Origin of the sequence: Sphingomonas sp. (genome assembly GCF_035944535.1) — a bacterium.
Taxonomy (GTDB): domain Bacteria; phylum Pseudomonadota; class Alphaproteobacteria; order Sphingomonadales; family Sphingomonadaceae; genus Sphingomonas_B.
Genome location: NZ_DASZBC010000007.1, coordinates 199,512 through 223,924, shown reverse-complemented (window position 1 = coordinate 223,924; position 24,413 = coordinate 199,512). Strand labels below are relative to the sequence as shown.

The 24,413-nt window shown below is 66.1% G+C and carries 24 protein-coding genes; 11 read left to right on the top strand and 13 right to left on the bottom strand.

Features of this window, described 5'->3' with window-relative positions:
- Positions 1-121: 121 nt before the first annotated feature.
- Positions 122-574, bottom strand: coding sequence for a peptidylprolyl isomerase (locus tag VGT77_RS08035; protein ID WP_327461320.1), 453 nt, complete (start codon positions 572-574; stop codon positions 122-124).
- A 115-nt stretch (positions 575-689) separates the two neighbouring features.
- Here VGT77_RS08035 and mgtE point away from each other — a divergent pair, with 115 nt between their 5' ends.
- On the top strand, positions 690-2,093 hold the full coding sequence (gene mgtE, locus VGT77_RS08030) for a magnesium transporter (RefSeq protein ID WP_327461318.1): 1,404 nt from the start codon (positions 690-692) through the stop codon (positions 2,091-2,093).
- A gap of 7 nt (positions 2,094-2,100) precedes the next feature.
- The gene (locus tag VGT77_RS08025) at positions 2,101-2,499 is read left to right on the top strand and encodes a DUF1489 domain-containing protein (protein WP_327461316.1); all 399 of its coding nucleotides are present in this window, start codon (positions 2,101-2,103) and stop codon (positions 2,497-2,499) included.
- 97 nt (positions 2,500-2,596) lie between these two features.
- Here VGT77_RS08025 and VGT77_RS08020 read toward each other — a convergent pair whose 3' ends face one another.
- The 5 genes from VGT77_RS08020 to VGT77_RS08000 form a co-directional block, all read right to left on the bottom strand.
- Complete coding sequence (locus tag VGT77_RS08020) at positions 2,597-3,316, bottom strand: head GIN domain-containing protein (protein ID WP_327461314.1); 720 nt, start codon at positions 3,314-3,316, stop codon at positions 2,597-2,599.
- 272 nt (positions 3,317-3,588) lie between these two features.
- Positions 3,589-4,137: a CarD family transcriptional regulator gene (locus VGT77_RS08015; protein WP_327461312.1), complete on the bottom strand. Its 549-nt coding sequence runs from the start codon at positions 4,135-4,137 to the stop codon at positions 3,589-3,591.
- A 241-nt stretch (positions 4,138-4,378) separates the two neighbouring features.
- On the bottom strand, positions 4,379-4,717 hold the full coding sequence (gene fdxA, locus VGT77_RS08010; RefSeq protein WP_327461311.1) for a ferredoxin FdxA: 339 nt from the start codon (positions 4,715-4,717) through the stop codon (positions 4,379-4,381).
- Positions 4,718-4,748: 31 nt separating this feature from the next.
- The gene (locus tag VGT77_RS08005) at positions 4,749-5,039 is read right to left on the bottom strand and encodes an RNA-binding S4 domain-containing protein (protein ID WP_327461310.1); all 291 of its coding nucleotides are present in this window, start codon (positions 5,037-5,039) and stop codon (positions 4,749-4,751) included.
- A 124-nt stretch (positions 5,040-5,163) separates the two neighbouring features.
- Positions 5,164-7,650, bottom strand: a complete 2,487-nt coding sequence (locus VGT77_RS08000) for a helicase-related protein (protein WP_327461308.1) — start codon at positions 7,648-7,650, stop codon at positions 5,164-5,166.
- Positions 7,651-7,829: 179 nt separating this feature from the next.
- Here VGT77_RS08000 and VGT77_RS07995 point away from each other — a divergent pair, with 179 nt between their 5' ends.
- Positions 7,830-9,296: a M23 family metallopeptidase gene (locus VGT77_RS07995; RefSeq protein WP_327461306.1), complete on the top strand. Its 1,467-nt coding sequence runs from the start codon at positions 7,830-7,832 to the stop codon at positions 9,294-9,296.
- 105 nt (positions 9,297-9,401) lie between these two features.
- On the opposite strand, the gene VGT77_RS07990 is transcribed toward VGT77_RS07995, so the two are convergent.
- Positions 9,402-10,001, bottom strand: coding sequence for a YdeI/OmpD-associated family protein (locus tag VGT77_RS07990; RefSeq protein WP_327461304.1), 600 nt, complete (start codon positions 9,999-10,001; stop codon positions 9,402-9,404).
- Between the two features lie 140 nt (positions 10,002-10,141).
- Here VGT77_RS07990 and VGT77_RS07985 point away from each other — a divergent pair, with 140 nt between their 5' ends.
- Positions 10,142-10,798, top strand: a complete 657-nt coding sequence (locus tag VGT77_RS07985) for a DUF4893 domain-containing protein (RefSeq protein ID WP_327461301.1) — start codon at positions 10,142-10,144, stop codon at positions 10,796-10,798.
- Positions 10,799-10,852: 54 nt separating this feature from the next.
- The gene (locus VGT77_RS07980) at positions 10,853-11,323 is read left to right on the top strand and encodes a hypothetical protein (protein ID WP_327461299.1); all 471 of its coding nucleotides are present in this window, start codon (positions 10,853-10,855) and stop codon (positions 11,321-11,323) included.
- Here VGT77_RS07980 and rarD read toward each other — a convergent pair.
- From rarD to VGT77_RS07965, 3 genes are all read right to left on the bottom strand, one after another.
- The gene (gene rarD / locus VGT77_RS07975) at positions 11,298-12,206 is read right to left on the bottom strand and encodes an EamA family transporter RarD (RefSeq protein ID WP_327461297.1); all 909 of its coding nucleotides are present in this window, start codon (positions 12,204-12,206) and stop codon (positions 11,298-11,300) included. The genes VGT77_RS07980 and rarD overlap by 26 nt on opposite strands.
- Positions 12,203-12,424, bottom strand: a complete 222-nt coding sequence (locus VGT77_RS07970; protein WP_327461295.1) for a hypothetical protein — start codon at positions 12,422-12,424, stop codon at positions 12,203-12,205. Before VGT77_RS07970 ends, rarD begins: the two co-directional genes overlap by 4 nt.
- Before the next feature lie 142 nt (positions 12,425-12,566).
- Positions 12,567-13,715, bottom strand: coding sequence for an acyl-CoA dehydrogenase family protein (locus VGT77_RS07965; RefSeq protein WP_327461293.1), 1,149 nt, complete (start codon positions 13,713-13,715; stop codon positions 12,567-12,569).
- Between the two features lie 131 nt (positions 13,716-13,846).
- On the opposite strand from VGT77_RS07965, the gene VGT77_RS07960 reads away from it, so the two are divergent.
- Together VGT77_RS07960 and VGT77_RS07955 are read left to right on the top strand one after the other, a co-directional pair.
- Positions 13,847-15,799 (top strand): S9 family peptidase, encoded by a 1,953-nt coding sequence (locus VGT77_RS07960; protein WP_327461291.1) that lies wholly within the window; start codon positions 13,847-13,849, stop codon positions 15,797-15,799.
- Positions 15,796-16,644: an SMP-30/gluconolactonase/LRE family protein gene (locus VGT77_RS07955; RefSeq protein ID WP_327461288.1), complete on the top strand. Its 849-nt coding sequence runs from the start codon at positions 15,796-15,798 to the stop codon at positions 16,642-16,644. Before VGT77_RS07960 ends, VGT77_RS07955 begins: the two co-directional genes overlap by 4 nt.
- Here VGT77_RS07955 and VGT77_RS07950 read toward each other — a convergent pair.
- Positions 16,595-17,077: a hypothetical protein gene (locus VGT77_RS07950; RefSeq protein WP_327461286.1), complete on the bottom strand. Its 483-nt coding sequence runs from the start codon at positions 17,075-17,077 to the stop codon at positions 16,595-16,597. The two genes, VGT77_RS07955 and VGT77_RS07950, sit on opposite strands and share 50 nt — an antisense overlap.
- Positions 17,078-17,214: 137 nt before the next feature.
- On the opposite strand from VGT77_RS07950, the gene VGT77_RS07945 reads away from it, so the two are divergent.
- From VGT77_RS07945 to VGT77_RS07935, 3 genes are all read left to right on the top strand, one after another.
- Positions 17,215-18,486, top strand: a complete 1,272-nt coding sequence (locus VGT77_RS07945; RefSeq protein ID WP_327461284.1) for a thiamine pyrophosphate-dependent enzyme — start codon at positions 17,215-17,217, stop codon at positions 18,484-18,486.
- A gap of 184 nt (positions 18,487-18,670) precedes the next feature.
- Complete coding sequence (locus tag VGT77_RS07940; RefSeq protein ID WP_327461575.1) at positions 18,671-19,675, top strand: alpha-ketoacid dehydrogenase subunit beta; 1,005 nt, start codon at positions 18,671-18,673, stop codon at positions 19,673-19,675.
- Positions 19,676-19,786: 111 nt separating this feature from the next.
- A complete protein-coding gene (locus VGT77_RS07935; RefSeq protein WP_327461282.1) occupies positions 19,787-21,121 on the top strand; it encodes a dihydrolipoamide acetyltransferase family protein in 1,335 nt (444 codons plus the stop codon).
- A gap of 94 nt (positions 21,122-21,215) precedes the next feature.
- Here VGT77_RS07935 and VGT77_RS07930 read toward each other — a convergent pair whose 3' ends face one another.
- The gene (locus tag VGT77_RS07930; protein ID WP_327461280.1) at positions 21,216-22,589 is read right to left on the bottom strand and encodes a glutamate--cysteine ligase; all 1,374 of its coding nucleotides are present in this window, start codon (positions 22,587-22,589) and stop codon (positions 21,216-21,218) included.
- A gap of 41 nt (positions 22,590-22,630) precedes the next feature.
- Positions 22,631-23,377: a 16S rRNA (uracil(1498)-N(3))-methyltransferase gene (locus VGT77_RS07925; protein ID WP_327461278.1), complete on the bottom strand. Its 747-nt coding sequence runs from the start codon at positions 23,375-23,377 to the stop codon at positions 22,631-22,633.
- Between the two features lie 111 nt (positions 23,378-23,488).
- Here VGT77_RS07925 and ubiA point away from each other — a divergent pair, with 111 nt between their 5' ends.
- Positions 23,489-24,406: a 4-hydroxybenzoate octaprenyltransferase gene (gene ubiA / locus VGT77_RS07920; RefSeq protein WP_414713369.1), complete on the top strand. Its 918-nt coding sequence runs from the start codon at positions 23,489-23,491 to the stop codon at positions 24,404-24,406.
- The last annotated feature ends 7 nt before the right edge of the window (positions 24,407-24,413 follow it).

The window sequence follows — 24,413 nt, the reverse complement described above, 5'->3', positions numbered from 1 at the left end:
GGGTGGCTCTACGATCAAACACCCCTCACCGTCACCCCGGACTTGATCCGGGGTCCACCTGCCTTTCGGTCAAGAAGGGGGATGCCGGATCAAATCCCGCATGACGGCGATGTGCGGTTACTTAGGCGACGGTCGCCTTCAGTATCTTGCCCGGATTGCGCGGCGGTTCGCCCTTGGGGAGCGCGTCGACATATTCCATTCCGCTCTCGACGACCCCCCACACCGTATATTGCCGGTCGAGGAAGGTCGCGTCGTCCAGGCAGATGAAGAACTGGCTGTTGGCGCTGTTCGGCTGGTTGGTGCGCGCCATCGAGCAGACGCCGCGGACGTGCGGCTCGCTGTTGAACTCGGCCTTGAGGTCGGGCTTGTTGGAGCCGCTGGTGCCGGTACCCGTCGGGTCGCCCCCCTGCGCCATGAAGCCGTCGATCACGCGGTGAAACACCACGCCGTCGTAAAAGCCTTCGTTCGCCAGCTCGGTGATCCGCTGGACATGGCCGGGCGCAAGGTCCGGGCGCAGGCGAATGACGACGTCGCCGCCGGAATCGAGCGTAAGAGTGAGCGTGTCGCCGGCCATGGTGTAACTCCTGTGGATGAAAGCGGCCCATATAGAGACCGGCTCTCGCGATGGAAGGTTGCCTTTGCCGTTCCGTCGCGCCAATCCCCGGCGGCGCACGGGAAAGGAGGCGAAAATGAGCGAGACCGAACTCGACTTGACGCCCCAGGAGCCCGAAACCCAGCTCGATGAGGATGACCGGCTGAAGCCGGAGTTCGTCCGCGCCGTCATCGATCGGCTGGAGGAAGGCGACGAGGAAGGCGCGCACGCGCTGGTCGAGCCGCTCCACCCGGCCGACATCGCCGACCTGTTCGAGCTTGCCCCGTCCGACTGGCGGCAGCCGCTTGCCGTGGCGCTCAAGGATCTGCTCGACGGCGACGTGCTCGCCGAGATGAACGACTGGGTCCGCGAGGACCTGATCGACGCGCTGGAACCGGCCCAGGTGGCGGACATCGCGGCGGAGCTGGATACCGACGATGCGGTCGCGATCATCGAGGACATGGAGCCGGACGAGCAGCGCGAAGTGCTGCGCGCGATGGAGCCGGACGATCGCGCGGCGATCGAGGAGGCGCTCTCCTACCCCGAGGAGTCGGCCGGGCGGCTGATGCAGCGCGAGCTGATCGCGGTGCCCGAACATTGGTGCGTCGGCGACGTCATCGACTATCTGCGCGGCAATGACGATCTGACGACCGACTTCTGGGAAATCTTCGTCGTCGATCCGGCGCATCGGCCGGTCGGCACCTGCCAGCTCAGCTGGGTGCTGCGGACGCCGCGGTCGGTCGCGGTCGCCGATGTGATGAAGCGCGAGCAGACGCTGATCCCGGTCGACATGGACCAGGAAGAAGTGGCGCTGCGCTTCCAGAAATATGCGCTCATCTCGGCCGCGGTGGTGGACGGGTCCGGGCGGCTGGTCGGCATGATCACGGCCGACGACATCGTCCACATCATCCAGCAGGAAGCGAGCGAGGACGCGCTGCTCCTCTCCGGCGTCGGCGAAGGCGACATCAACGAGCCGGTCGTCCAGAGCTACCGCAATCGCGTGCGCTGGCTGATCGCCAACCTCGCAACGGCGCTGCTCGCCGCCTTCATCATCAGCCGGTTCGAACAGACGATCGAACGCATGGTGGCGCTTGCCGCGCTGATGCCGATCGTCGCCGGCGTTGGCGGCAATGCCGGCACGCAGACCATGGCGGTGACCGTGCGCGCGCTCGCCACCAACCAGCTGACCCAGTCCAATACCTGGCGTTCGATCTGGCGGGAGCTTCGCATCGCGCTCCTCAACGGCGGCACGGTGGCGGTGGTAATCGGCGTCGGCGTCGCGCTTGTCTTTGCGAACTCGCAGCTTGGGGGCGTGATCGCGGCGGCCATGCTGATCAATATCCTGATCGCCGGGCTTGCCGGAGTGATGGTGCCGTTGTTGCTCGACCGCCTGAACCAGGACCCGGCGGTCGCCTCCTCGGTGTTCGTGACGATGCTGACCGACTCGATGGGTTTTCTCGCCTTTCTGGGGCTTGCAACGGCGGCAGGACTCGCCAGCTAAGCATTTGATGTCTCTGCATTTGACGAAAGTGGCGATGGGTTGCACCACGGCACAGGCGCTGCGCGCGCGCGTCGCGGCGCGGGCCGAGGGCGGGGTGATGCGGATCGTCACGCGCTATCGGCCGACGCGCCATGCCGAGCTGATCGGCGGATCGCTCTACTGGATCATCAAGCACCAGCTGGTCGGGCGGCAGGAAATACTCGGCTTTGCCGAGGCTGAGGACCGGCGCTGCATCATCGAGCTGGAGGCACGGCTGGTGCCGGTGCTCGGCGCGCCGAAGCGCGCGCACCAGGGCTGGCGCTATCTGCCGGCGGCCGACGCGCCGGCCGATGTCAGCGGCGGCAGCGGCCTCGCCAACCTCCCCCCGCAGATGCTGCAAGAGCTGAGTGCCTTGGCTCTCGTATAGAGAGGATCGTCATTGCGAGGAGCGCAGCGACGAAGCAATCCAGTTGCTCCAACTTCGGCTGGATTGCTTCGCTGCGCTCGCGATGACGAAGTGAAGTCTAGCCGCAGCGGACGGTGCCGGAGCCCATTTTGCTGACCTTGCAGCGCGGATTGCCGACCAGCTGGACGTCTCCCGAGCCCATGATCGACACGTCCGCTTCGCCGCTGACCTGGGCGCGGACATTGCCGGAACCGGCGATGCTGATCTTGGCCCGCTCGGCCTTCAGCCCCTGCGCGGAAAGGTCGCCCGAGCCCGCGATGGAGACATCGATCGAGCGCGCCTGACCGACCAGCGACGCCCCGCCGGATCCAGCGATGCTGAGCGACGCCTCCTCCGCCTGGAGACCGCCGATTGCCAGGTTGCCGGAGCCCGCAATCGAGCCGTCGAATGAGGCGGCCTGCACCCGGTCCACATGCATGTCCCCGGAACCGGCGACCGAAGCGCCGCGAATGCGCGGCAGAGTAACGGTGATCGTCACCGGCTTGCGGTCCGGCGACCAGCCCATGCGCCACTTCTTCTCGCGGCCGACGCGCAGCTCGCCATTGACCACTTCGACTTCAAGCCGCTCCAGCAAATCCTCCGGTCCGGTCGCCGTGACCGACTCGGCGCCGCCGACCTTGACGATCACATTGTCCGATCCGCGCAGCTCGACCCGATCGAAGCCGCGCACGGCAAAGCTGCGCGTGCCGGATGCGCCGCCGTCGCCGCTTTCCGCGCGGACCATGCCGCAGGCGCTTAAGGTGGCGATCGCAATGGCAAGAAGTGGCAGACGTGACATCAGGTCCTCCCGAACTGTGTTGCATGCGCAATACACCACGCTCGATTTGATGTCCAGCATCCTCCCCGCTCGTTCTGAGCGAAGGCCGCAGGCCGTAGTCGAAGGGCGCCTGCTCTGAGCCGCGCCCTCGACTTCATGCCGGAGGCATGAAGTTCATCCTGAGCGCCGGCCTCAGCAGGCAGCCGGAGGGCTCACGACGAGCGAATGAGTTCGTGCAAAGGAAAAGGGCGGCGCCGTCTCCGGCACCGCCCTTTCGTTTGTCGGACCTAAGCCTACTCGGCCTCAGCGGCCGCCTCGGCCTTGGCCTTGTTGTAGATGGCGGCGGCCTTGTTGAGGATCTCGAGGATCTTCTTCAGCGCGCCCGGCTCGTCCAGCTGTTCCATCGCCGCGAGCTCGCGGGCGAGGCGGCTGGCGGCCGCTTCGAAGATCTGGCGCTCGGAATAGCTCTGCTCCGGCTGGTCGTCGGCGCGGAACAGGTCGCGCACGACCTCCGCGATCGAGACGAGGTCGCCGGAGTTGATCTTGGCCTCATACTCCTGGGCGCGGCGCGACCACATGGTGCGCTTGACCTTGGGCTTGCCCTTCAGCGTTTCCATCGCCTCGCGCATCGTCTTGTCCGACGATAACTTGCGCATGCCAACGCTTTCCGCCTTGTTGGTCGGAACGCGGAGCGTCATCCGCTCCTTTTCGAAACGCAGCACATAAAGTTCGAGGCTTGCACCGGCGATTTCCTGCCGCTGCAGTTCCACGACGCGGCCCACGCCGTGCTTGGGGTAAACAACATAATCGCCAACGTCGAAGCTGAGCGCCTTGGCAGCCATGAGTGACCTTTCTGTCTTCTTGGTCCGTCCCGACGCGTGCTCCCGGGCCCCGGGGAGCATAAGCGACCTCATCGGGATTGGACGGTCAGAGGAGGAGTTGGACCTTTCTGCAGATGTAAGGGACATCTGTTCCGAGCCAAGCCCGGTGGGAGACCACTTAACAGATTCGCAATATAATTGCCAGCGGTGTCAGTGACCCCTTAGTCGTCACCCCGAACCTGGTTCGGGATGACGAGGAGCATCAGTCTCCCTGCCCGGGCTCCGGCGAGAAGAACTTGTCGTATTTGCCTTCCTGACCCTTGAACTCGTCGGCGTCGGCGGGGGCGCCGCGACTGCGGGTGACGTTCGGCCATTGGGCGGAGAAGGTCGCGTTCAGCTCCAGCCATTGCTCCAGGCCGCTCTCCGTGTCGGGCAGGATGGCTTCGGCCGGACATTCGGGTTCGCACACGCCGCAATCGATGCACTCGCTGGGATTGATCACCAGCATGTTCTCGCCTTCGTAGAAGCAGTCGACCGGGCAGACCTCGACGCAGTCCATATATTTGCAGCGGATGCAGGCGTCGGTGACGACATAGGTCATTTGTGCGGGCCCCTTAGGTGTTTCCCTGTCGCTATGTCGCCGAGGCGGATGCGTCAACAGGGGGCGACAGGTCGGCATAGCAGAGCCGCGCTTCAGAGGCGGGGCCGCGCCGCGCCGGCAGCGCCTCGACCCGGATCACCCGCACGCGCCCGTGCAGCGGAAAGCTCAGCACGTCGCCGATCCGAACCGGAGCATGCGCCCTGTCGACGATCCTGCCGCTGATCCGCATGTGGCCCGCCTCGGCGACTGCCTGGGCAACGGTCCGCGTCCTGGCGAGGCGGGCGAACCAGAGGAATTTGTCGAGGCGGAGGGTGTCGCTCAAAAGGCGTCATCCCGAACTTGTTTCGGGATAGGGCCTCCCTCGCTTTTGGTCCGCAGCAACCCCCATGCTGTCCGCTGCCCCACTCTTATCCCGAAACAAGTTCGGGATGACCAGAAATGTACGCTCACCGCCCCAACTCCGCCAGCTTGGCGAACGGGCTGTTGGGATTGACCTGAACCTCCTCCTCGCGCCGGCGCCGGCCCTGCCAACGCCATGACGGCGCGGCGCCAGCCTCGACCGGCAGAGCGCGGAAGCCGAGGCTCAGCATCAGGCGGTTGAGCGTCGCCGGCTCCAGCCCCACCGAGGTCGCGAGCGAGGCATCGGGCACGAAGGCGCGCTTGCCCTCGCGCGCTTCGTGCGCGGCGCGGGCGATGCGCTCCACCATGTCGATCCGCACCTGCTGCCGCCCGATGCTGCGGAAGCCGGGCACATTGCCGGACGGCAGGATCACCGCTCCGGCAGGCGGCAGCTCGGCCATCGGAGCGCCGCGCCGGACGGCCAGCAGCGCAGTGCGCCAGCGCAGCGGCTCCGGCTTCAGCAGCGCCGGCGCGAACACGTCCATGGCGCCGATGGTGATGCCGAGCTTGCGGGCGGCGGCGCGGTCTTCGCGCGTCAGAGCAGCGAGCCCCGGCTCGACGCTGCGCCGATCAGCGATGCCGCCTGCTTCGACCAGAGGTGCGAGCAAGGCCCGCAAGGCGCTCGGCGTCGCGGGATCGGCGGCGGCGGCCGTCATTTTCTCGAGCGGATCGAGCAGTTTCTCCGTGCGCTCCTCCAGCCACTTGTGGAGGCGCGCGAAAATCAGGTCGCGGTTCGCGGGCTCGAGTGCGGCGGCCGCGCGCTCCAGCTTCAGGCGCGGGCGCAGCAATTCGCGCGTCGGCTCGAAGCTGGCGATCGGCCGCCCTTGCCACAGAATGGTCGGGGGCTGCCCGGCTTCGGTTGATAGCGCGAACGCCTCGTCCCCACTCGCCGCCAAGGCCCGCGAACGTTTGACACGCTCCGTTGCGAGCAGCCGATCGGCGGCGGCGATCAGTCGGCGGGTGTCGCCGTGGCGCGCGCTCGCATCAGGAGTGAAGGCGAAGCCATCGAGCCGGCCAATCGGCTCTTCATCGACGGTAACGGCACCATCCTCGCCAATGACCACCGGCAACTCGCTCAAGCCAGCCCCGATCTCGCGCAGCAGCACCGAAGTGCGACGGTCGACGAAGCGCTGGGTGAGCGCCGCGTGCAGTGCGTCGGAGAGCCGTTCCTCGATAGCGCGCGTCCGCTCGGCCCAATGCGCCGGGTTCTCCAGCCAATCGGGCCGGTGCGCGATATAGGACCAGCTGCGGATAGAGGCGATGCGGTCCGCGATCGTGTCCACGTCGCCGCCCATCCGGTCGAGCCGGGCGATCTCCTCGGCGAACCAGCTGTGCGGCACATGGCCTTCGGAAAGATGCTGGTAGAGGCGACCGACGAAGCGGGCATGATGGTCCGCCCCGGTCTTGCGGAAATCGGGTAGACCGCAGGCCACCCAGAGCCGCTTCACCGCCTGGGGGCTGCGCGTGCGGGCGCGGACCCAGTCCTCGCCCGCCAGCTTCTTGAGCACGGCCAGGTCGATCGCTTGCGGCGCGGCACGCAGCACCGGCTGGTCCGGTTTCTCCTCCAGCGACGCGATCAGGTCGTCGAGGCTAGACATACCCGGCTCGCCGTTGCGCCAGTAGAGATGCTCGAGCCTGGGAAAGTCGTGGTTCTCGATCGCCTCAATCTCTTCGGGCGTGAAGGCGCCCGGCCCGTCCTCTCCGCCGAGAGAGCCAAAGGTGCCATCCCGCTGGTGCCTCCCCGCCCGACCGGCGATCTGCGCCATCTCGGCCACCGTCAGCCGGCGTGTCCGCCGCCCGTCGAACTTCTGCAGCGACGCAAAGGCGACATGCGCCACGTCCATGTTGAGGCCCATGCCGATGGCGTCGGTTGCGACCAGATAATCGACCTCGCCGGCCTGGAACATGGCCACCTGGGCGTTGCGCGTACGGGGGCTGAGCGCCCCCATCACCACTGCCGCGCCGCCGCGCAGCCGCCTCAGCGTCTCGGCGACGGCATAGACTTCCTCGGCCGAGAAGGCGACGATCGCCGACCGTTTGGGCAGCCGCGACAGCTTCTTGGCGCCGGCGAAACTGAGCGTCGAAAAGCGCGGCCGGGTGACGATCTCCGTCTTCGGCAGCAAGGTGCGGATCATCGGCCGCATGGCTTCGGACCCGAGGATCAGCGTCTCCTCGCGGCCACGGGCGCGCAGCAGCCGATCGGTAAAGACATGCCCCCGCTCCGGGTCCGCACCCAGCTGCGCTTCATCAAGCGCTACGAAGGCAACGTCGCGGTCGACCGGCATCGACTCCGCCGTGCAGAGCAGCCAGCGCGCATGCGGCGGCATGATCTTCTCTTCACCGGTGATCAGCCCAACCTGCGCCTCGCCCTTGATCGCGACCACCCGGTCATAGACTTCGCGGGCCAGCAGCCGCAGCGGGAAGCCGATCATGCCGGAGGAGTGGGCACACATCCGCTCGACCGCCAGGTGCGTCTTGCCGGTGTTGGTGGGGCCGAGCACCGCCGCAACGGGCGAGGACGCAAAACTGGACATGGCGCCTCCAACTTGGGGGTTCCGCCAGACTTGGCAAGCACTTGATCCATTGAACGCACGAGTCCAGCGTTTCGCCGCAGCAACGGCTTCTGGCGCGGCGCTTTAGGTTGACGTTAACCCCGATTGCCCACAGCAGAAGCACCTCGACGCCACACGCGCCGCCATGCCGGGGGGCAGATTTGTACCAGCACAAGGGTCAGGAGTTCAGCCTCGGCGGCAGCGCAGGCGCGATTGCGCTGGCTCCTGCCGGGTTCGGGCGCCGCGGACCGGCTGTTGCCCTCCCCGTCCGCTCTGCTTCGGACTTCGACCTTGTTCCCGATCTCGGCGCCCGCATCGGCTCGCGCGACTGGTGGCGAGGGCTCGCGACGCTCATCGCATTGTGCGGCTCTGCGATCGCGCTCGGACCCTCGCTTAATCGTCCCGTCCTTGCGCCGGCACCGGCGCCGCTGACCGGCGAGGCAGCCGAGCAGGCGCGCGCGCAATCCATCTCTCCGCTCGCCTATGGCGCCGACACCGGCAGCCGCATGGCCGCAAGCGACCTGGTGCGCCCGCTCGGCGAAGCGCCCGAACGGCCGATGCTGGAGCTGACGGCCGCGCTTGGCGCAGGCGACAGCTTTGCACGAGTGCTGGAACGCGCGGGCGTCGGTGCGGCGGAAGCCAAGAGCGTGGCTGACCTGGTGGCCGGCACGACGCCGCTATCAGGCATTGCGGATGGCACCAGGCTCGACATCCGCCTCGGACGGCGCCCCAATAAATTCGTGCCGCGCCCCTTGGAGGCGCTGGCCTTCCGCGCCCGCTTCGATTTGCGCATCGAACTGACGCGGGTGGATGGCGCACTCAGGCTCACGCCGATACCGATCCGCGTCGATCACACGCCGCTGCGCGTCCAGGGCGTAGTCGGCGATAGCCTTTATCGCGCCGCCCGCGCGGCCGGCGCTCCGGCTGGAGCCGTTGAAACTTACCTCCGCGCGCTGGCGGGCAAGGTGTCGATCGGATCGATCGGCTCCGGCGCCCGCTTCGACCTGATCGTCGAGCAGCGCCGTGCCGAAACCGGCGAAGTCGAGACCGGGCAATTGCTGTTCGCTGGGCTCGATCAGGGCCGCCGCAAGCTGCAGCTGCTGAAGTGGAATGTCGGCGGCCGCGCCGAATGGTATGACGCAGCGGGTGTCGGCGAAAAGCGGGCGGGCCTGACGCGGCCGGTCGCGGGGCGCCAGACCTCGGGCTTCGGCATGCGGCTCCACCCGTTGCTCGGTTACAACCGCTTCCATCGCGGCATCGACTTCGGCGCGGGCCATGGCTCGCCCATCTATGCGGTGAGCGACGGCCGCGTCGCCATGGCAGGCCGCGCGAGCGGTCATGGCAACTATATCCGCCTGCTCCACGGCGGCAACATGGCGACCGGCTATTCGCACCTCAGCCGCTTCGCCGTCCGCGCCGGCCAGATGGTCCGCCAGGGGCAGGTGATCGGCTATGTGGGCTCGACCGGTCTGTCGACCGGACCGCATCTGCATTTCGAAGTCTATCGCGGCGGCGCCCCCGTCAATCCGAAGAGCGTCAACTTCGTCAGCACCTCGCTCTTGAGCGGCAATGAACTGAAGGCGTTTCGGGCGAAGCTGGCCGGCCTGCTATCGACGCCGCTCCGCTGAAGATTTGCCCCACCTGATCGTCATCCCCGCGAAAGCGGGGCCCAGCTCTCACACTATGCCCTTTCCGGGTTCTTGCCTTCGCGGGAATGACGAGAGTTGGGGAGCTCAGCACTTCTCATATTTCCAGTTGCGGCGCTTGCCCTCAGCCATCCATTCGACGGCTTGGGCCACACGCTTGGCGCGCGTCTCGGGGCGTTTCGCCTCGACCACCCACTCGAGATAGTCGCGACGGCAACTGGGCGGGAAAGCGTCATAGGTCGCCTGCGCCGCGGGTGAAGCGGACAAGGCTTCGGCAAGGTCCGCTGGCATGGTCAGTTCGGGCTTCGGATGTTTGACCGGGCGCCGCGCTTTCATGCCGCTGTCGATCAATGCCACGGCCTTGCCGATCAGCGCGTCCAGCTCTGCATCGGAGGGAAGGTCGGCGATGCTGGTCAGCCGCCCGAACTGGCCCATGGCCGATCGGCTCTCATCTTCGCCCGACACTTCCTTGCCGCGCCAGAAGCCGAAGGTCGCATGCGACTTGAACGCCGCCATCTGGCACAGGATCTGCCCCTTGTAGGTGAAGCTGGGCATCGACCAGCGGAGCGTCTCCTCCACGCCGGGACAGGCACGGTGCACGGCGGCGCGGAGATGCTGCAAGATGGGCCGGGCGAATGCGGGCTTGCCATCGATATAAGCGTCGACGCGCGGATCGGTGCTGGGCATGATCGTCTCCCCTCCCGCCCAAGCTAGCGCAAGCCGCGCCGCATGCGAACTGCTCCGGAACGGAGCCAATGCTCCGCTAACCATGGCCCTCCTGCTGACCTTGAGGTAAACAGTGCGCGTTTGTTGCTGGAGCCTGTCCGATGACCGGCCGTGTTGCGTTCGTTGTTCCGATGCTGCTGGCGCTCGCCTTGCCGGGCTGCGCCCTGTTCCGCGCCAAGCCCGCACCCGCGGCACCTGCGGCCGTGGTCGAGGTGACGGAAGATCCGGTGCCGCTGGAATGGAAGTCTGTCGCCAGCCCCCGTGACCAGGAGCGGCTGGAAGCCATGCCTGAGACCTGGCGCGCCGCGCTCGCGTCCGCGCGCCGCTATCGCGGCGCGATCGCGTCGGAAGGTCCGCTGCTGGACCCGGACGCAGCCCTGCCGCGGGCGATGCCGACGCCCGGCGCCTATCTCTGCCGGGTGGTGAAGCTTGGCGCCCGGCCTGCCTTCATCGCCTTCCGGCCCTTTTATTGCTACGTCGAGGCCGAAGGCGACCTATTGACGCTGGTCAAGGGCACCGGCTCGCAGCGCCCGGCGGGCCGGCTCTGGGCCGATAGCGACAGCCGCCTGGTGTTCCTGGGCGCGATGGGCTTCGATCGCGAAGACGCGCCCGCCTATGGCGAGGACGAGAGCCGCGACGTGGCGGGGTATCTGGAGCGGGTCGCGCCGTTCCGCTGGCGGCTCGTCGTTCCCGAACCGGGCGACGGCGCCCTGCTCGACGTCTACGAACTCCTGCCGTCCATCCCGCTCGAGCCTTGACCGCGCACCTCCGCCGACCTACTGTGTTGCTATAGCAATACAGTGGAGGTGCTGGTGTACGCACGGTTGACGCTCATGACTGGCCTTGCCCTGCTCGCGGCCTGCGACCGCACGAACGACGCGCCCGTCGAGATCCGCTCTGCCGAAAAGCCTGGGCAGAGCCGGCTGAAGATCGAAGCCGACGGCTTCAAGGCGGACGTCAACCTGCCGCTGGTCAGCATGATATCGGATAAGATGGAGGTCGATGGGGTCAAGCTCTTCCCGGGCTCCAAGATCTCCGGCGTCGACATCGACGCCAAGGGCGAGCAGGAGGGCCGCGTCACCATGCGGTTCGAGGCGCCGGCGCCGCGCGACAAGGTTGCGGCATGGTTCCAGGACCAGTTCACGCAGCAGCGCTTCGAGGCGCGGACCACCAGCGGCGGCTTTGCCGGCACCAGCCGCGACGGCAATTGGTACACGCTTGATCTGAAGGAGGCGGGCGGCAGCACCGCCGGCGAGTTCAGGCTCGGGAAGGCGCAGCGCTGACCGGCCGCGCGGCGCGGCGCAGCCCGTCCGCCGCATAGATGGCAAGCCCGCTCCAAATACAGGCGAAGCAGATCAGGTGGGCGGTGGTCAGCGGCTCGCCATAAGCGAGCACGGCCAGCAGGAACTGGATGGTCGGCGCGATATACTGCAGCAAGCCAAGCGTCGAATATTGCAGCCGCCGCGCGCCGGCCGCGAACAACAGCAGCGGGGTCGCGGTGACCACGCCGCCCAGCGCCAGCAGCACGGACAGGTCGAGCTCGGTCCCGAAGCGAATCGCGCCTGTCGCCGAGAGCCAGAAAAGATATGCCGCGGCGACCGGCGCCAGCAGCACGGTCTCGATCGTCAGTCCTTCCAGGCTGTCCACGGGTGCGATCTTTCTGATCAGCCCATAGGTGGCGAAGCTCAGCGCCAGCGCCAGGCTGATCCACAATCCCGACCCCGCGCCGACCGCCAGCACCGCGACGCCCGCCGCCGCGAGCGCCACCGCCAGGCCTTGCGCGCGCGTCAGCCGCTCCTTCAGCAGGGCCACGCCCATGACGACGTTGACCAGCGGATTGAGGAAATAGCCGAGGCTCGTCTCGAGCACGTGGCTGGCGCCGATCGCCCAGATATAGACCAGCCAGTTGAAGCCGATCAGCAGTGCGGACGCGGCAAGGAGCTTCAACGCCTTGGGATTCCTTAAGGCCGAAAGCAGTTGCGGCCAGCGCCGCGTGCCCGCGATCAGCCCCGCCAGCAGCAGCACGGACCACAGTACACGCTGCGCGACCACTTCGGTCGGCAGCACTTCGCCCAGCAGCTTGAAGTAGACGGGCAGGAAGCCCCAGAGCAGATAGGCGGAGAGGCCGAAGCCGACCCCCTTCTTCGCCTCGGCGTCCGAAATCAAAAGATGCCGCCGCCCAGCATCAAGCGCAGGCTCGCCACGACGATCACGACCAGGTTCAGGTTCCGCCCGGAGGTCCGGCTCGACACGACGCCCAGCGCCAGGCCCAGGATCGCCCACGGCAGCACCAGCCAATTCAGCGCGCCAATAAAAGGCAGAAAGGCCACCAGCGCCCAGAGCAGCGCGCCGATGCCGATCACGATGGAAGCGATGTTCAGCATGGGGCGCGATATGGGCGCGGTGTGTTAAGCACGCAAGTCAGCACATCTCTGACGAAAATGGGGACAGTCCCAATTTTGGCGAAGCTCCGGGACAGACCCCTTTCTTTCGGGGAAAATAGGGACTGTCCCCATTTTCCGGCGGTTAGAGCTTGCGGCCGATCAGTTCCTTCATGATCTCGCTGGTGCCGCCATAGATGCGCGAAACCCGGGCACCCCGCCACATGCGGGCAATCGGATATTCGTTCATATAACCGGCGCCGCCATGCAGCTGCAGGCACTTATCCATCACTTCCCACTGCAACTCCGTGTGCCACAGCTTGGCAGCGGCGCCTTCCTCCGGCGTCAGCTCGCGCCGCAGGTGGCGGGCCAGCGCCCAGTCCAGATGCGCCCAGCCGACCTGCAGCTTCGACTTGAGGTCCGCGAGCGTGAAGCGGGTGTTCTGGAAATCGAACACAGTCTTGCCGAACGCCTTCCGCTCCTTGACGAAGGCGACGGTGTCGTCGAACGCCCGCTGCGCCGAAGCCTGGGTGCCGACCGCGATCGATAGACGTTCCTGCGGCAGTTCGGACATCAGATAGATGAAGCCCTTGCCCTCTTCGCCCAGGCAGTTGGTCATCGGTACGCGGACGTCTTCGAAGAACAGCTCGGACGTGTCGGCGGCGTCCTGGCCAATCTTGTCGAGGTTGCGGCCGCGCTTGAAGCCTTCGCGGTTGGCCTCGACCAGGATGATCGAGACGCCTTTCCACGCGGGCTGCACTTCGGTGTCGGTCTTGGCGCAGACCAGGATCAGGTCGGCATTCTGGCCGTTGGTGATGTAGGTCTTGGAGCCGTTGATCACATAGTGATTGCCGTCCTTTCGGGCGGTCGTGCGGATGCCCTGCAGGTCGGAGCCGGTGCCCGGCTCGGTCATCGCGATTGCGGTGACGACCTCTCCCGAGACCATCTTGGGCAGCCATTCCCGCTTCTGCTCTTCCGAACCGTAGGAGACGAGGTAGTTGACGACGATGTCGGATTGCAGGCTGAAGCCCAGTGGCGTGCCCGCATAGCTTACTTCCTCGTCGATCACGGCATTGTAGCCGAAATCGAGGCCGAGCCCGCCATATTCCTCCGGCACTGTCGGGCAGAGCATGCCAATCTCGCCGCCTTTCACCCAAATGTCCTTGTCGACGATGCCGTTTTCTTCCCAGCGGTTGACGTGCGGCACCGCCTCTTTCTGCAGCCAGGCGCGGACGGTCTGCCGGAAAGCTTCGTGGTCGGGCGTGTAAACGGTGCGGGCGTGGCTATCGAGCAATGGACCTCTCCTATTCAGGGCAGAAGAGCCATGCTTTACGTTTCCGTCAAGGGGAGGACTTGATAGACGTGGCGTATTGCCGCCGATCCGCCGCACCTCTAGCTTCTCCCCAAAAATCAGGGGGGATCACCATGCGCCGGTTTCTACTTTCCTCAGTTGCGCTTGGCGTCGCCACAATCGCCAGCGCCGCAACGCCCGTCCCGACTCCCGTCAAGACGATCACCGATTCCGCCAGCATTACCTCGCCCGCCAATCCCAAGGCGCAGCCAGTGCCGCTTGGCGATCTGTCGGCGGTCCGGGGCCTTTATGGTGCCGCCTGGGCGCCCGACGGCAAGTCGCTCGTCATCTCGACCAACCTGACCGGGCGGTTCAATCTCTGGCGCGTCGATCTCGGCGGCAGCTTTCCGGTCCAGCTCACCGCCTCGAACGAGACGCACAACCCGGTGGCCGTCACGCCCGACAATCTGGTGCTGTTCGAACAGGATAGCGGCGGCGACGAGCTTCACGATCTTTATGCCGTGCCGCTTTCGGGCGGGGCGGTGGTCAACGTGACCAAGACGCCCGACTTCGCGGAAGCCGATGCCCGGCTGACCCCGGACGGATCGTCGCTGGTCATGACCCGGCGCGCAAAGACGGGGACCATCATCGACCTCGTGATCATGGACCGGCGCACGGGCGCCGTCCGTCAGCTTACCAACGAAAAGGATGCAGCCCGACTCTGGTCGCCTGCGGGCTTTACCGATGGCGGTCGCACGCTGATCGCCAACCGCAGCGACATCACCTTTACCCGTTCCGCAATCTACCGGATCGATCTGGCGAGCGGGCAAGCCACCGCCGTGACGCGCGAAGCTCCGGGCCTGATCGTGCAGGCGTCGGGCGTATCCCCGGACGGCCGCTTGATTGCGGTCAGCTCGAACGAAGCAAACGGACAGTTGCGGGCCGGTCTGATGGACCTCGCGACGGGTAAGAGCCGCTGGCTCAAGAACACGCCCTGGGAACAGTTGGCCGGAGCCTTCTCGCCTGATGGCCGGTCGCTGGTGATCCGCACAAACGCGGATGGTCGCTCCGATCTGTCGATCGTCGATGTCGCAACCGCAGCGGAGCGGCCGCTGCCCTTCCCGCAAGGCGTCAACAGCTTCGGCAACGCGTCGGAACCCTGGAGCCGTGACGGTCGGCTGCTCGTGCTGCGCAACGGCGCCGATTCGCCGGGCGACCTCTGGCTGCTCGACCCGTCAAGCGGCCGCTCAGAAGCGGTGACCCGCTTGGCGATCGCCAGCCTCGACCCCGCGAACCTGCCGAAATCGCGGATCGTCGCTTATCGAAGCTTCGACGGAACGCCGATCAGCGCCGTCCTCACCCTGCCCTTCAACCTGAAACGGGACGGCTCCAATCCGGCGATCGTGATTCCGCATGGCGGCCCCACCGGACAATCACAGGACAATTTCTCTCGCCAGGCGACCATGTTCGCCTCGCGTGGCTATATCGTGCTGCGCCCGAACTTCCGCGGCTCGACCGGCTATGGCCGCGCTTTTCAGGAGGCAAATGTCAACGATCTCGGAGGCGGCGACCTTGAAGATGTCGTTGCCGGTGCGCGCTTCCTCGTCGACACCGGCTATGTTCACCCCAAGCGGATCGGCATCACCGGCGGCAGCTATGGCGGCTTCATGACTTTGATGGCGCTGGGCAAGCGCCCCGAGGTGTTTGCCGCCGGAGTCAACGAGTTCGGCATCATCAACTGGTTCTCGATGTGGGAGAACTCCGTTGGCGGCCTGCGCGAATATCAGCGTGCGCTGGTCGGCGATCCGGTGGCCGACAAGGCGCTGTACGAGAAACAATCGCCGATGACCTACGCCAAGAACATCAGGGTGCCGCTGCTCAATCTGCAGGGCGAGAACGACGTGCGGGTGCCCAAGGGGCAGACCGATGAAGTCATGAAGCTGATCAAGGCGAATGGCGGCACAGTCGAGGCGGTCTATTATCCGGCTGAGGGTCATGGCTTCAGGAAGCTCGAAAATCAGGAGGATTCCCGCCGCCGCACACTCGAATGGTTCGACAAGTATCTGAAGGCGCCCGCCGTTCCGTGACGCATACCCCTACGCTGGTCGTCGATGCCCGCGCGGAGCTTGGCGAAGGGCCGCGCTGGCATGCGGGAGAGCGGCGGCTCTATTGGGTCGATATCGCGCGTAACGAACTGCACCGCTTCAATCCCGAAAGCGGTGCCGATGAGAAGCGCGTGTTCGATCAACCGGTCGGCTGTTTCGCCTTTCGGCGTTCAGGTGGGCTGTTGCTGGCGATGAAGGACGGGTTCGCCACGCTAGACAGCTGGGAGACGGAGCCTGAGCCGTTTGGCGAGCAGGTGCTGGCGAACAAGCCGGACTATCGCTTCAATGACGGCCGGACCGATCCATGGGGCCGCTTCTGGGCCGGCAGCGTCGATATGACCAAGCAGACCGGCGAGGCGGCACTGTACCGGCTCGACCCCGACGGGCGGGTGACCTGGATCGAGGGTGAGATGCTGACCTGCAACGGCGCCGCCTTTTCCGCCGACGGCAGCCGCTTCACGCACGCCAACACGCCCAGCCATGCGCTGCGCCTCTATGACGTCGTCGATCGCAAGCTGACCTATCGCCGCACCTTCCACCAATGGCCGATCGGCGAGGGGCGGCCCGATGGCGGCTCGTTCGACGAGGCCGGCTTCTACTGGTCCGCGCTGTTCGATGGCGGCCGGATCGCCCGGCTCTCGCCTTCGGGCGAGGTGGTCGAGGAAGTCGAACTGCCCGTCACGCGGCCGACGATGATCGTGTTTGGCGGGGACGACCGGCGCACGGCTTATGTCACCAGCGCCCGGCGCGAGGGCGAGCCGCAGTCGGGCGGGATCTTCAGTTTTCGCGTTGAGGTGCCCGGCGTGCCAGAGTGGCCGTTCGGCTGATCATCAGCCATTTGAGATCGCCCGTGGTGGCGAAAGCGGCGTCACAAGCCTGCGCCATCGTGTCCAAGCACTTATGCAGCACACGGCCCGAGAACATCCACTCAAGCGTATCGAGCCCGCGCTGCACCAGATCATCACGGTGCAGGATGCGGCCGGCGCGCATCAGCGCTTCGGGCAGACGACACGCATCATCCTCGAACATGATCTCGAACCAGGCCCAATCAGGCCGGCGTTCCGGGTCGAGCAGCCCGGCTAGCTCGTCGCTGCCGCGCTCCAACAAGGCGCGGGCGCTCTTCAGCTGCGGGTTGGCCTGCAGCTTTTCGGCAGCCGCGAGCATCACCTTGACCAGGTCGCGCGGCGCCGCCGGGCGCGGCTTTTGCTGGCTCTGGCGAGGAATGAAGGCGGTCGTTTCGGCTGTGGCTTCCCTGAACATAAGCTTACAAACGCAAGGACATGCAGCTTGGTTGCATGGTGCCTTCGCACCTGCAGCAATCTATCCGTCCTCACAGCCTTTGTAATTTTCTTACACTCGCGGCAAAGGGCGCTTCAGAGCCCGAATCTGGAGAGAGGATGTCCAGCCGTCCCAATCTGCCGCCGCTGCGGCTGCACGTTCCCGAGCCGAGATTCCGGCCCGGCGACGAGGCGGATTTCAGCGACGTCGCAATTCCGCCCGCGGGCGCCGCACCGCGCCCTGCCATCGAAGCGGCACCGCATGATTTCCGCGAATTGTCCTACTCGCTGGTGCGCGTGCTCGACGATGAGGGCCGCGCGGTCGGACCCTGGGACCCGAAGCTTTCGCCCGACACGCTGCGCGCGATCCTGAAGGCCATGGCGCTGACCCGCGCCTTTGACGAGCGCATGTACCGGGCCCAAAGGCAGGGCAAGACCAGCTTCTACATGAAATGCACGGGCGAAGAGGCGATCGCCTGCTCCCAGGCCTTTGCGCTCCACCGCGACGATATGTGCTTCCCCAGCTATCGGCAGCAGGGCCTGCTGATCGCTCGTGGCTGGTCGCTGGTCGACATGATGAACCAGATCTATTCGAACAAGGGCGACCGGCTGCAGGGGAAGCAGCTGCCGATCATGTATTCGACGAAGGAGGGGTCGTTCTTCTCCATCTCCGGCAACCTCGCCACCCAGCTGCCTCAGGCGGTGGGCTGGGCAATGGCCTCGGCGATCAAGGGCGACACACGCATTGCCGCCACCTGGTGCGGGGAAGGATCGACCGCGGAAGGCGACTTCCATTCGGCGATGACGTTTGCGACCGTCTACAAGGCGCCGGTCATCCTGAACGTCGTCAACAATCAATGGGCGATTTCGAGCTTTTCAGGGTTTGCCGGCGGCGAGGCGACGACCTTCGCGGCGCGGGCGATCGGCTATGGTATTGCGGGCCTGCGCGTGGACGGCAATGACGCGCTTGCCGTCTATGCCGCGACCGAATGGGCGGCAGAGCGGGCGCGAACCAACCAGGGCGCGACCCTGATCGAGTTCTTCACCTACCGCGCCGAGGGCCACTCCACGTCGGACGATCCCAGCGCCTATCGCTCGGCCAACGAAAGCGCTGCCTGGCCGCTCGGCGATCCGATCGCACGCCTGAAGCAGCACCTCGTCGTCACCGGCGAATGGGATGATGAGCGGCACGCTGCCATGGACCTGGAATGCGCAAACGCCGTCAAGGCCGCGCAGAAGGAAGCCGAGAAGAACGGCATTCTCGGCCACGGCATGCACCAGCCCATGTCCACCATGTTCGAAGGCGTGTTCGAGACACTGCCATGGCATCTTGAGGAACAGCGCCAGCAAATGCTCGCCGAAGCCCGCGCCGCAGGGATCGAGACCACGTGATGGGGAATGGGTTCACGCAGAGGCGCGGAGACGCGGAGGGTGCGGTGTTTCCGAGCATAGTCGGCGAAGCTGAGCCGCAATATTCATTTGGCTTCGCCGGAGAGGCACGGAGACTCGGACCCTCCGCGTCTCCGCGCCTCCGCGTGAACCAACGCCTTCTTTCGGGTGCCTGCTGATGGCGCGGATGAACATGATCCAGGCGATCAACTCGGCATTGGACGTGCTGATGGATCGCGACCCGGACATCGTCGTCATGGGCGAGGATGTCGGCTATTTCGGCGGCGTGTTCCGCGCGACCGCGGGTTTGCAGGCTAAATACGGCAAGACCCGCGTCTTCGACACGCCGATCAGCGAGCTCGGCATCATCGGTGTCGCGGTCGGCATGGGCGCCTATGGACTGCGGCCGGTGCCGGAGATCCAGTTCGCCGATTACATCTACCCGGCCCTCGACCAGCTGGTCTCCGAGGCGGCGCGGCTTCGCTACCGCTCGGCCGGCGAGTTCACCGCGCCGATCACCGTCCGTTCGCCCTTCGGCGGCGGCATCTTCGGCGGGCAGACCCACAGCCAGTCGCCGGAAGGCATCTTCACCCATGTCTCGGGGCTGAAGACGGTCATCCCCTCCACCCCGTATGACGCCAAGGGCCTTCTGATCGCCGCCATCGAGGACAATGACCCCGTCATCTTCTTCGAGCCCAAGCGCATCTACAACGGTCCCTTCTCAGGCCATTACAACCGCCCCGCCCAGAACTGGTCGCAGCATCCCGGCGGCGAGGTGCCGGAGGGCTATTACCGGATCGATCTCGGCAAGGCTGAGGTCGTGCGGCCCGGCGAAGCGCTGACCGTGCTCGCCTATGGCACCATGGTCCATGTCTGCGCCGGCGTGATCGAGGAGCAGGGGATCGACGCGGAGCTGATCGACCTGCGCACGCTGCTGCCGCTCGACATCGACACCATCGAGGCGTCGGTCAAGAAGACCGGCCGCTGCATGATCGTGCACGAAGCGACCCGCACGTCAGGCTTCGGCGCCGAGCTGTCCGCGCTGGTGCAGGAACGCTGCTTCTATCACCTCGAAGCGCCGATCGAGCGCGTCACCGGCTATGACACGCCCTATCCGCACAGCCTCGAATGGGCCTATTTTCCGGGCCCCGTCCGCATCGGCGAGGCGCTCAAGAAGATCATGAAGGACTGATGATGGCGAGCTTAAACAACTCCGTTCGCTTCGAGCGCAGTCGAGAAGCCGCATCCGCGAGACAAGTGTGTCTCGACTTCGCTCGACACGAACGGGTGGGGGGATAACGAAATGGGCCTGTTCACTTTCCGGCTGCCGGACATTGGCGAAGGCATCGCCGAGGCCGAGATCGTCGCCTGGCACGTCAAGGTCGGCGACCGCATCGAGGAAGACGGCAAGCTCGCCGACCTGATGACCGACAAGGCGACGGTCGAGATGGAATCGCCCGTGGCCGGCGTGGTCCGCGAAGTAGCGGGCGAAGTCGGCGACGTGATCGCGATCGGCTCGGCACTTGCCGTGATCGAAGTCGAGGACGAGGCCGAGGAGGTGACGGACGTCGCGGCCCCCGTGGCGAGCGAGACGTCGACCGAGCCGATGCCGCGCCTCAGCCCCTCTCCCTTTGAGGGAGAGGGCGACTCGCCGGAGGCGAGCGGGGTGAGGGGTCCAGAGCAAAGCGAAGCGAGCGTGGAGCCTAGCTCCGACACCCCCTCACCCTCCCACTCTGCTGACGCAGAGCGGGCCCCTCCCTCTCCCTCAGGGGGAGAGGGGCATTCCGTCCTCGCCTCCCCTGCCGTCCGCGCGCGGGCGAAGGAGCTGGGCATCGATCTCGCGCAGGTGAAGCCCAGCCAGGAGGGCCGCATCCGTCACCAGGATCTCGACGCCTTCCTCACCTATAATGCCGGCCAAGGCTATGGCCGCCCTTCGGCGCCGCGCAGCGACGAGCAGGTGAAGGTGATCGGCATGCGCCGCCGCATTGCCGAGAATATGGCGGCATCGAAGCGCCACATCCCGCATTTCACCTATGTCGACGAGATCGACGTCACCGCGCTCGAAGACATGCGCGCGGACCTGAACGAGAATCGCGGCGAGCGGCCCAAGCTCACCATGCTGCCACTGCTGATCGTCGCCATTTGCAAGACGCTGCCCGACTTCCCCATGCTCAACGCGCGCTATGACGACGAAGCGGGCGTGGTGACGCGCTATGGCGCCGTCCATATCGGCATGGCGACGCAGACCGATGCCGGGCTGATGGTGCCGGTCATCCGCGATGCGCAGGACAAGAATGTCTGGCAGCTCGCGCGCGAGATCGGGCGGCTCGCCGAGGCGGCGCGTACCGGCAAGGCGGCGTCGGCGGAGCTGTCGGGATCGACGATCACCGTCACATCGCTCGGGCCCTTGGGCGGGATCGCCACCACCCCGGTCATCAACCGCCCTGAAGTCGCGATCATCGGCCCGAACAAGATCGTCGAGCGGCCGGTCTTCGACGGCGACGACCTCGTCCGCGCTAAGCTGATGAACCTGTCGATCAGCTGCGACCACCGCGTCGTCGATGGCTGGGACGCGGCCAGCTACGTGCAGGCGCTGAAAAAGCTGCTGGAAACGCCCGTCCTGCTGTTCGCGGATTAACTTCCCCTGTCATTGCGAGCGAAGCGAAGCAATCCAGGCGGCCGCGAGCAACTGGATTGCCGCGTCGCTACGCTCCTCGCAATGACGAAGAGGCTCAGAAACTGAACTCGTCGTAGATCCGCGACAGGTCGCCCGCCCAGCTGCCGCGATAAAGCTCAAGCAGCCGCTGCGCCGGCGTCTTGCCGGTGCGCACCGTCTCCTGCAGCGGCTCCAGGAATCCGACCTCGCTCTCGCCGGAACCGCTGAGTTCGGCGCGGTAGCGAAGGCCGGAGGCGGCGATCGAAAGCACCTCGCCCGCGATGTCGATCAGCTTGCCGCCACCGGGAAGCGGCGCATCCAGCCCGAGGCGCGGCACATCGCGGCGAAGCGCCTCCCGCTCCTCCATCGACCAGGCCTTCACCAGATCCCAGGCCGCGTCGAGCGCGGGTCCGCCATAGAGCAGCCCGACCCAGAAAGCCGGCAACGCGCAGATCTTGCTCCAGCGGCCGCCATCGGCACCGCGCATTTCCAGAAAGGTCTTCAGCCGCACTTCCGGGAAGGCAGTGGAGAGATGGTCCGACCAGTCGGACAGGCGCGGCTTCTCGCCGGGCAGGACCGAGAGCTCGCCCTTTAGGAAGTCGCGGAAGCTGAGGCCGGCGGCATCGATGTAGCGCCCTTCGCGGAATACGAAGTACATCGGCACGTCGAGCGCATAGTCGGCATAGCGCTCATAGCCGAAGCCGTCCTCGAACACGAATGGCAGCATGCCGGTACGGGCGCCGTCCGTGTCCGACCAGATACGGCTCCGGAAAGACAGGAAACCGTTCGGTTTCCCTTCAGTGAAAGGCGAGTTGGCGAACAGCGCCGTCGCGAGCGGCTGGAGCGCCAGCCCGATGCGAAACTTCTTCGCCATATCGGCTTCGGATTCATAGTCGAGATTAACCTGAATGGTGCAGGTCCGCAGCATCATGTCCAGGCCGAGGCTGCCCACCTTCGGCATGTGATTGAGCATGATCGCATAGCGGCCCTTGGGCATGATCGGCAGCTCGTCGCGCCTTTTGTCCGGCCACATGCCGAGGCCGAGGAAGCCGAGGCCGAGCTCGTCCCCGACCGCCTTGACTTGCTCAAGATGCCGCCCCGTTTCGGCGCAGGTCTGGTGCAGATTCTCGAGCGGTGCGCCGGATAGCTCCAGCTGCCCAGCGGGCTCCAGGCTGATCGTGCCGTCCACGCCCCTGAGCGCGATGACCTTGTCACCCTCAGTAATTGGCTGCCAACCGAAGCGCATCAGGCCCGAAAGCAGATCGCGAATGCCGCCCGGCTCGTCATAGCTCGGCGCGCGGTGATCGGCCGTGCGATAGACGAATTTCTCGTGTTCGGTGCCGATCCTCCAAGCCTTGCGGGGCTTCTCGCCGGACGCGAACAGCTCGATCAGCTGGGCGCGGCTTTCGATGATCGGATCGACCTTGCCCGTCTCTTCGCGCGTGCTCATTGCCGCGCCTTACGGAGCGAGTGGCAAAATGCAACTGCCGGTCAGGTCCAGTCTCCATTGGCTGCCATCCAGACGCTGACCGCCGTCAGCGCCGCCGTCTCGGCACGCAGGATTCGGGGCCCTAAGGAGACCGGCACCGCCTTGGTCAAGGCGCGGATCGCGACCCGCTCGACCAGGTCGAAGCCGCCTTCCGGCCCGATCAGGATCGCCGCGGGTCCGGGATGCTCGCGCACCGCCTCCAGCATCGGCTTGCCGCCCTCTTCATCGGCGAAGAACAGGGTTCGGGAGGCCGGCCAGTCGCGCAGCAGCGCATCCAATCGGGTGAGCTCCGCCAACTCCGGCAGCGCCGTCCGCTCACACTGCTCCGCCGCCTCGATCATGTGCGCACGCAGCCGCTCGCCATTGAGCTTGTCCACCACTGTGCGCCTTGTGACCACCGGCATCAGCCGGGCCACGCCCAGTTCGCTCGCCTTTTCGGCCACCCAGTCGATGCGGCTCTTCTTGATGGGCGCGGCGCAGAGCCACAGGTCCGGCACCGCCTCCCTTTCCCGCAGGCGTGCGGCGATGCGCAGCATCAGGTCGCGCTTGCCGACGCCGGTCACTTCGCCCAGCCACTCGCCAGTTCGGTCGTCGAACAATTTGACCGTACCGCCCTGCCGCACCCGCATGACGGACGAGAGGTAATGCGCCTGCCCGCCCTCGATGCGCAGCTCCATGCCGTCGCCGAGCGGCTGGTCGATGAAGAGGCGCGGCGCGCTGTTCGGCGGCCATGCGGGCGTAGCGGGCATATATCCACCATTACCGTTCGGGCTGAGCTTGTCGAAGCCCTCCCTTTCTTTTCTGATGAAAGGGAAGAAGAAGGGAGGCCTTCGACAAGCTCAGGCCGAACGGAGTTTAGGGTGCAAAGAGCCAAGCCGACTGACGCCCTCCCTGACACCGAACATCACCGCCTCGCCCGCTCCGGAGGCCTGCGCCCGTACATCCTCTTGGCCCGGCTTGACCGGCCGATTGGATGGTGGCTGCTCTTCTGGCCCTGTGCATGGGGCGTGGCCCTCGCGGGTGGGGCGTTCGATCGCTTCGACCTGATCCTCTGGATGCTGCTCGGCGCCATCGCCATGCGCGGGGCGGGCTGCGTCTATAACGACATTGTTGACCGCGACCTCGACGCGCAGGTGGAGCGCACCAAGGGCCGCCCTCTCGCCAGCGGCGCGGTGTCGCTGAAGGCGGCCTGGGCCTGGCTGCTGATACTGTGCGGGATCGGCCTGGTCGTGCTTGTCCAGCTGCCGCTGCTCGCCGCCATGATCGCCCTCGGCAGCCTTGCCTTCGTGGCCGCCTACCCCTTCATGAAGCGGATCACCTGGTGGCCGCAGGCCTGGCTCGGCATCGTGTTCAGCTGGGGCGCCCTGGTCGGTTGGGCGGCGTACGCGCGCGAGATCGGCGCGCCGATGTGGTTCCTCTATGGCGGTACCATCGTCTGGGTGATCGGCTATGACACCATCTATGCGCTGCAGGACCGGGAGGATGATGCGCTGATCGGCATCCGGTCGTCGGCGCTCCGGCTCGGTCGCCATGTGAAGACTGGCGTCGCCTTGTTCTACGCCGCCGCACTCGCGCTGTGGAGCGTCGCGATTTGGCTGATCCGGCCTGAGCCTCTCGCCTTCGTCGCGTTGGTGCCGGCGGCGCTGCAGCTTGGCTGGCAGGTGCTCAGCCTCGATGTGGAGGACGGCGGCGATGCCCTCGCCAAGTTCCGCTCGAACCGCTTTGCCGGCCTGCTCGTCTTCCTCGCCTGCCTGACGGTCGGCACTGGCGCCGCCTGACCTGCAT

Coding starts and splice junctions, on each gene's coding strand:
- VGT77_RS07985 (WP_327461301.1), top strand. CDS start 10,142: ATGACCGGCCGTGTTGCGTTCGTTGTTCCGATGCTGCTGGCGCTCGCC.
- VGT77_RS08020 (WP_327461314.1), bottom strand. CDS start 3,316: ATGTCACGTCTGCCACTTCTTGCCATTGCGATCGCCACCTTAAGCGCC.
- fdxA (WP_327461311.1), bottom strand. CDS start 4,717: ATGACCTATGTCGTCACCGACGCCTGCATCCGCTGCAAATATATGGAC.
- VGT77_RS07930 (WP_327461280.1), bottom strand. CDS start 22,589: ATGAGCACGCGCGAAGAGACGGGCAAGGTCGATCCGATCATCGAAAGC.
- VGT77_RS07925 (WP_327461278.1), bottom strand. CDS start 23,377: ATGCCCGCTACGCCCGCATGGCCGCCGAACAGCGCGCCGCGCCTCTTC.
- VGT77_RS08015 (WP_327461312.1), bottom strand. CDS start 4,137: ATGGCTGCCAAGGCGCTCAGCTTCGACGTTGGCGATTATGTTGTTTAC.
- VGT77_RS08025 (WP_327461316.1), top strand. CDS start 2,101: ATGTCTCTGCATTTGACGAAAGTGGCGATGGGTTGCACCACGGCACAG.
- VGT77_RS08035 (WP_327461320.1), bottom strand. CDS start 574: ATGGCCGGCGACACGCTCACTCTTACGCTCGATTCCGGCGGCGACGTC.
- VGT77_RS07970 (WP_327461295.1), bottom strand. CDS start 12,424: ATGCTGAACATCGCTTCCATCGTGATCGGCATCGGCGCGCTGCTCTGG.
- VGT77_RS07960 (WP_327461291.1), top strand. CDS start 13,847: ATGCGCCGGTTTCTACTTTCCTCAGTTGCGCTTGGCGTCGCCACAATC.
- VGT77_RS08000 (WP_327461308.1), bottom strand. CDS start 7,650: ATGTCCAGTTTTGCGTCCTCGCCCGTTGCGGCGGTGCTCGGCCCCACC.
- mgtE (WP_327461318.1), top strand. CDS start 690: ATGAGCGAGACCGAACTCGACTTGACGCCCCAGGAGCCCGAAACCCAG.
- VGT77_RS07945 (WP_327461284.1), top strand. CDS start 17,215: ATGTCCAGCCGTCCCAATCTGCCGCCGCTGCGGCTGCACGTTCCCGAG.
- VGT77_RS07990 (WP_327461304.1), bottom strand. CDS start 10,001: ATGCCCAGCACCGATCCGCGCGTCGACGCTTATATCGATGGCAAGCCC.
- VGT77_RS07940 (WP_327461575.1), top strand. CDS start 18,671: ATGAACATGATCCAGGCGATCAACTCGGCATTGGACGTGCTGATGGAT.
- VGT77_RS07950 (WP_327461286.1), bottom strand. CDS start 17,077: ATGTTCAGGGAAGCCACAGCCGAAACGACCGCCTTCATTCCTCGCCAG.
- VGT77_RS07935 (WP_327461282.1), top strand. CDS start 19,787: ATGGGCCTGTTCACTTTCCGGCTGCCGGACATTGGCGAAGGCATCGCC.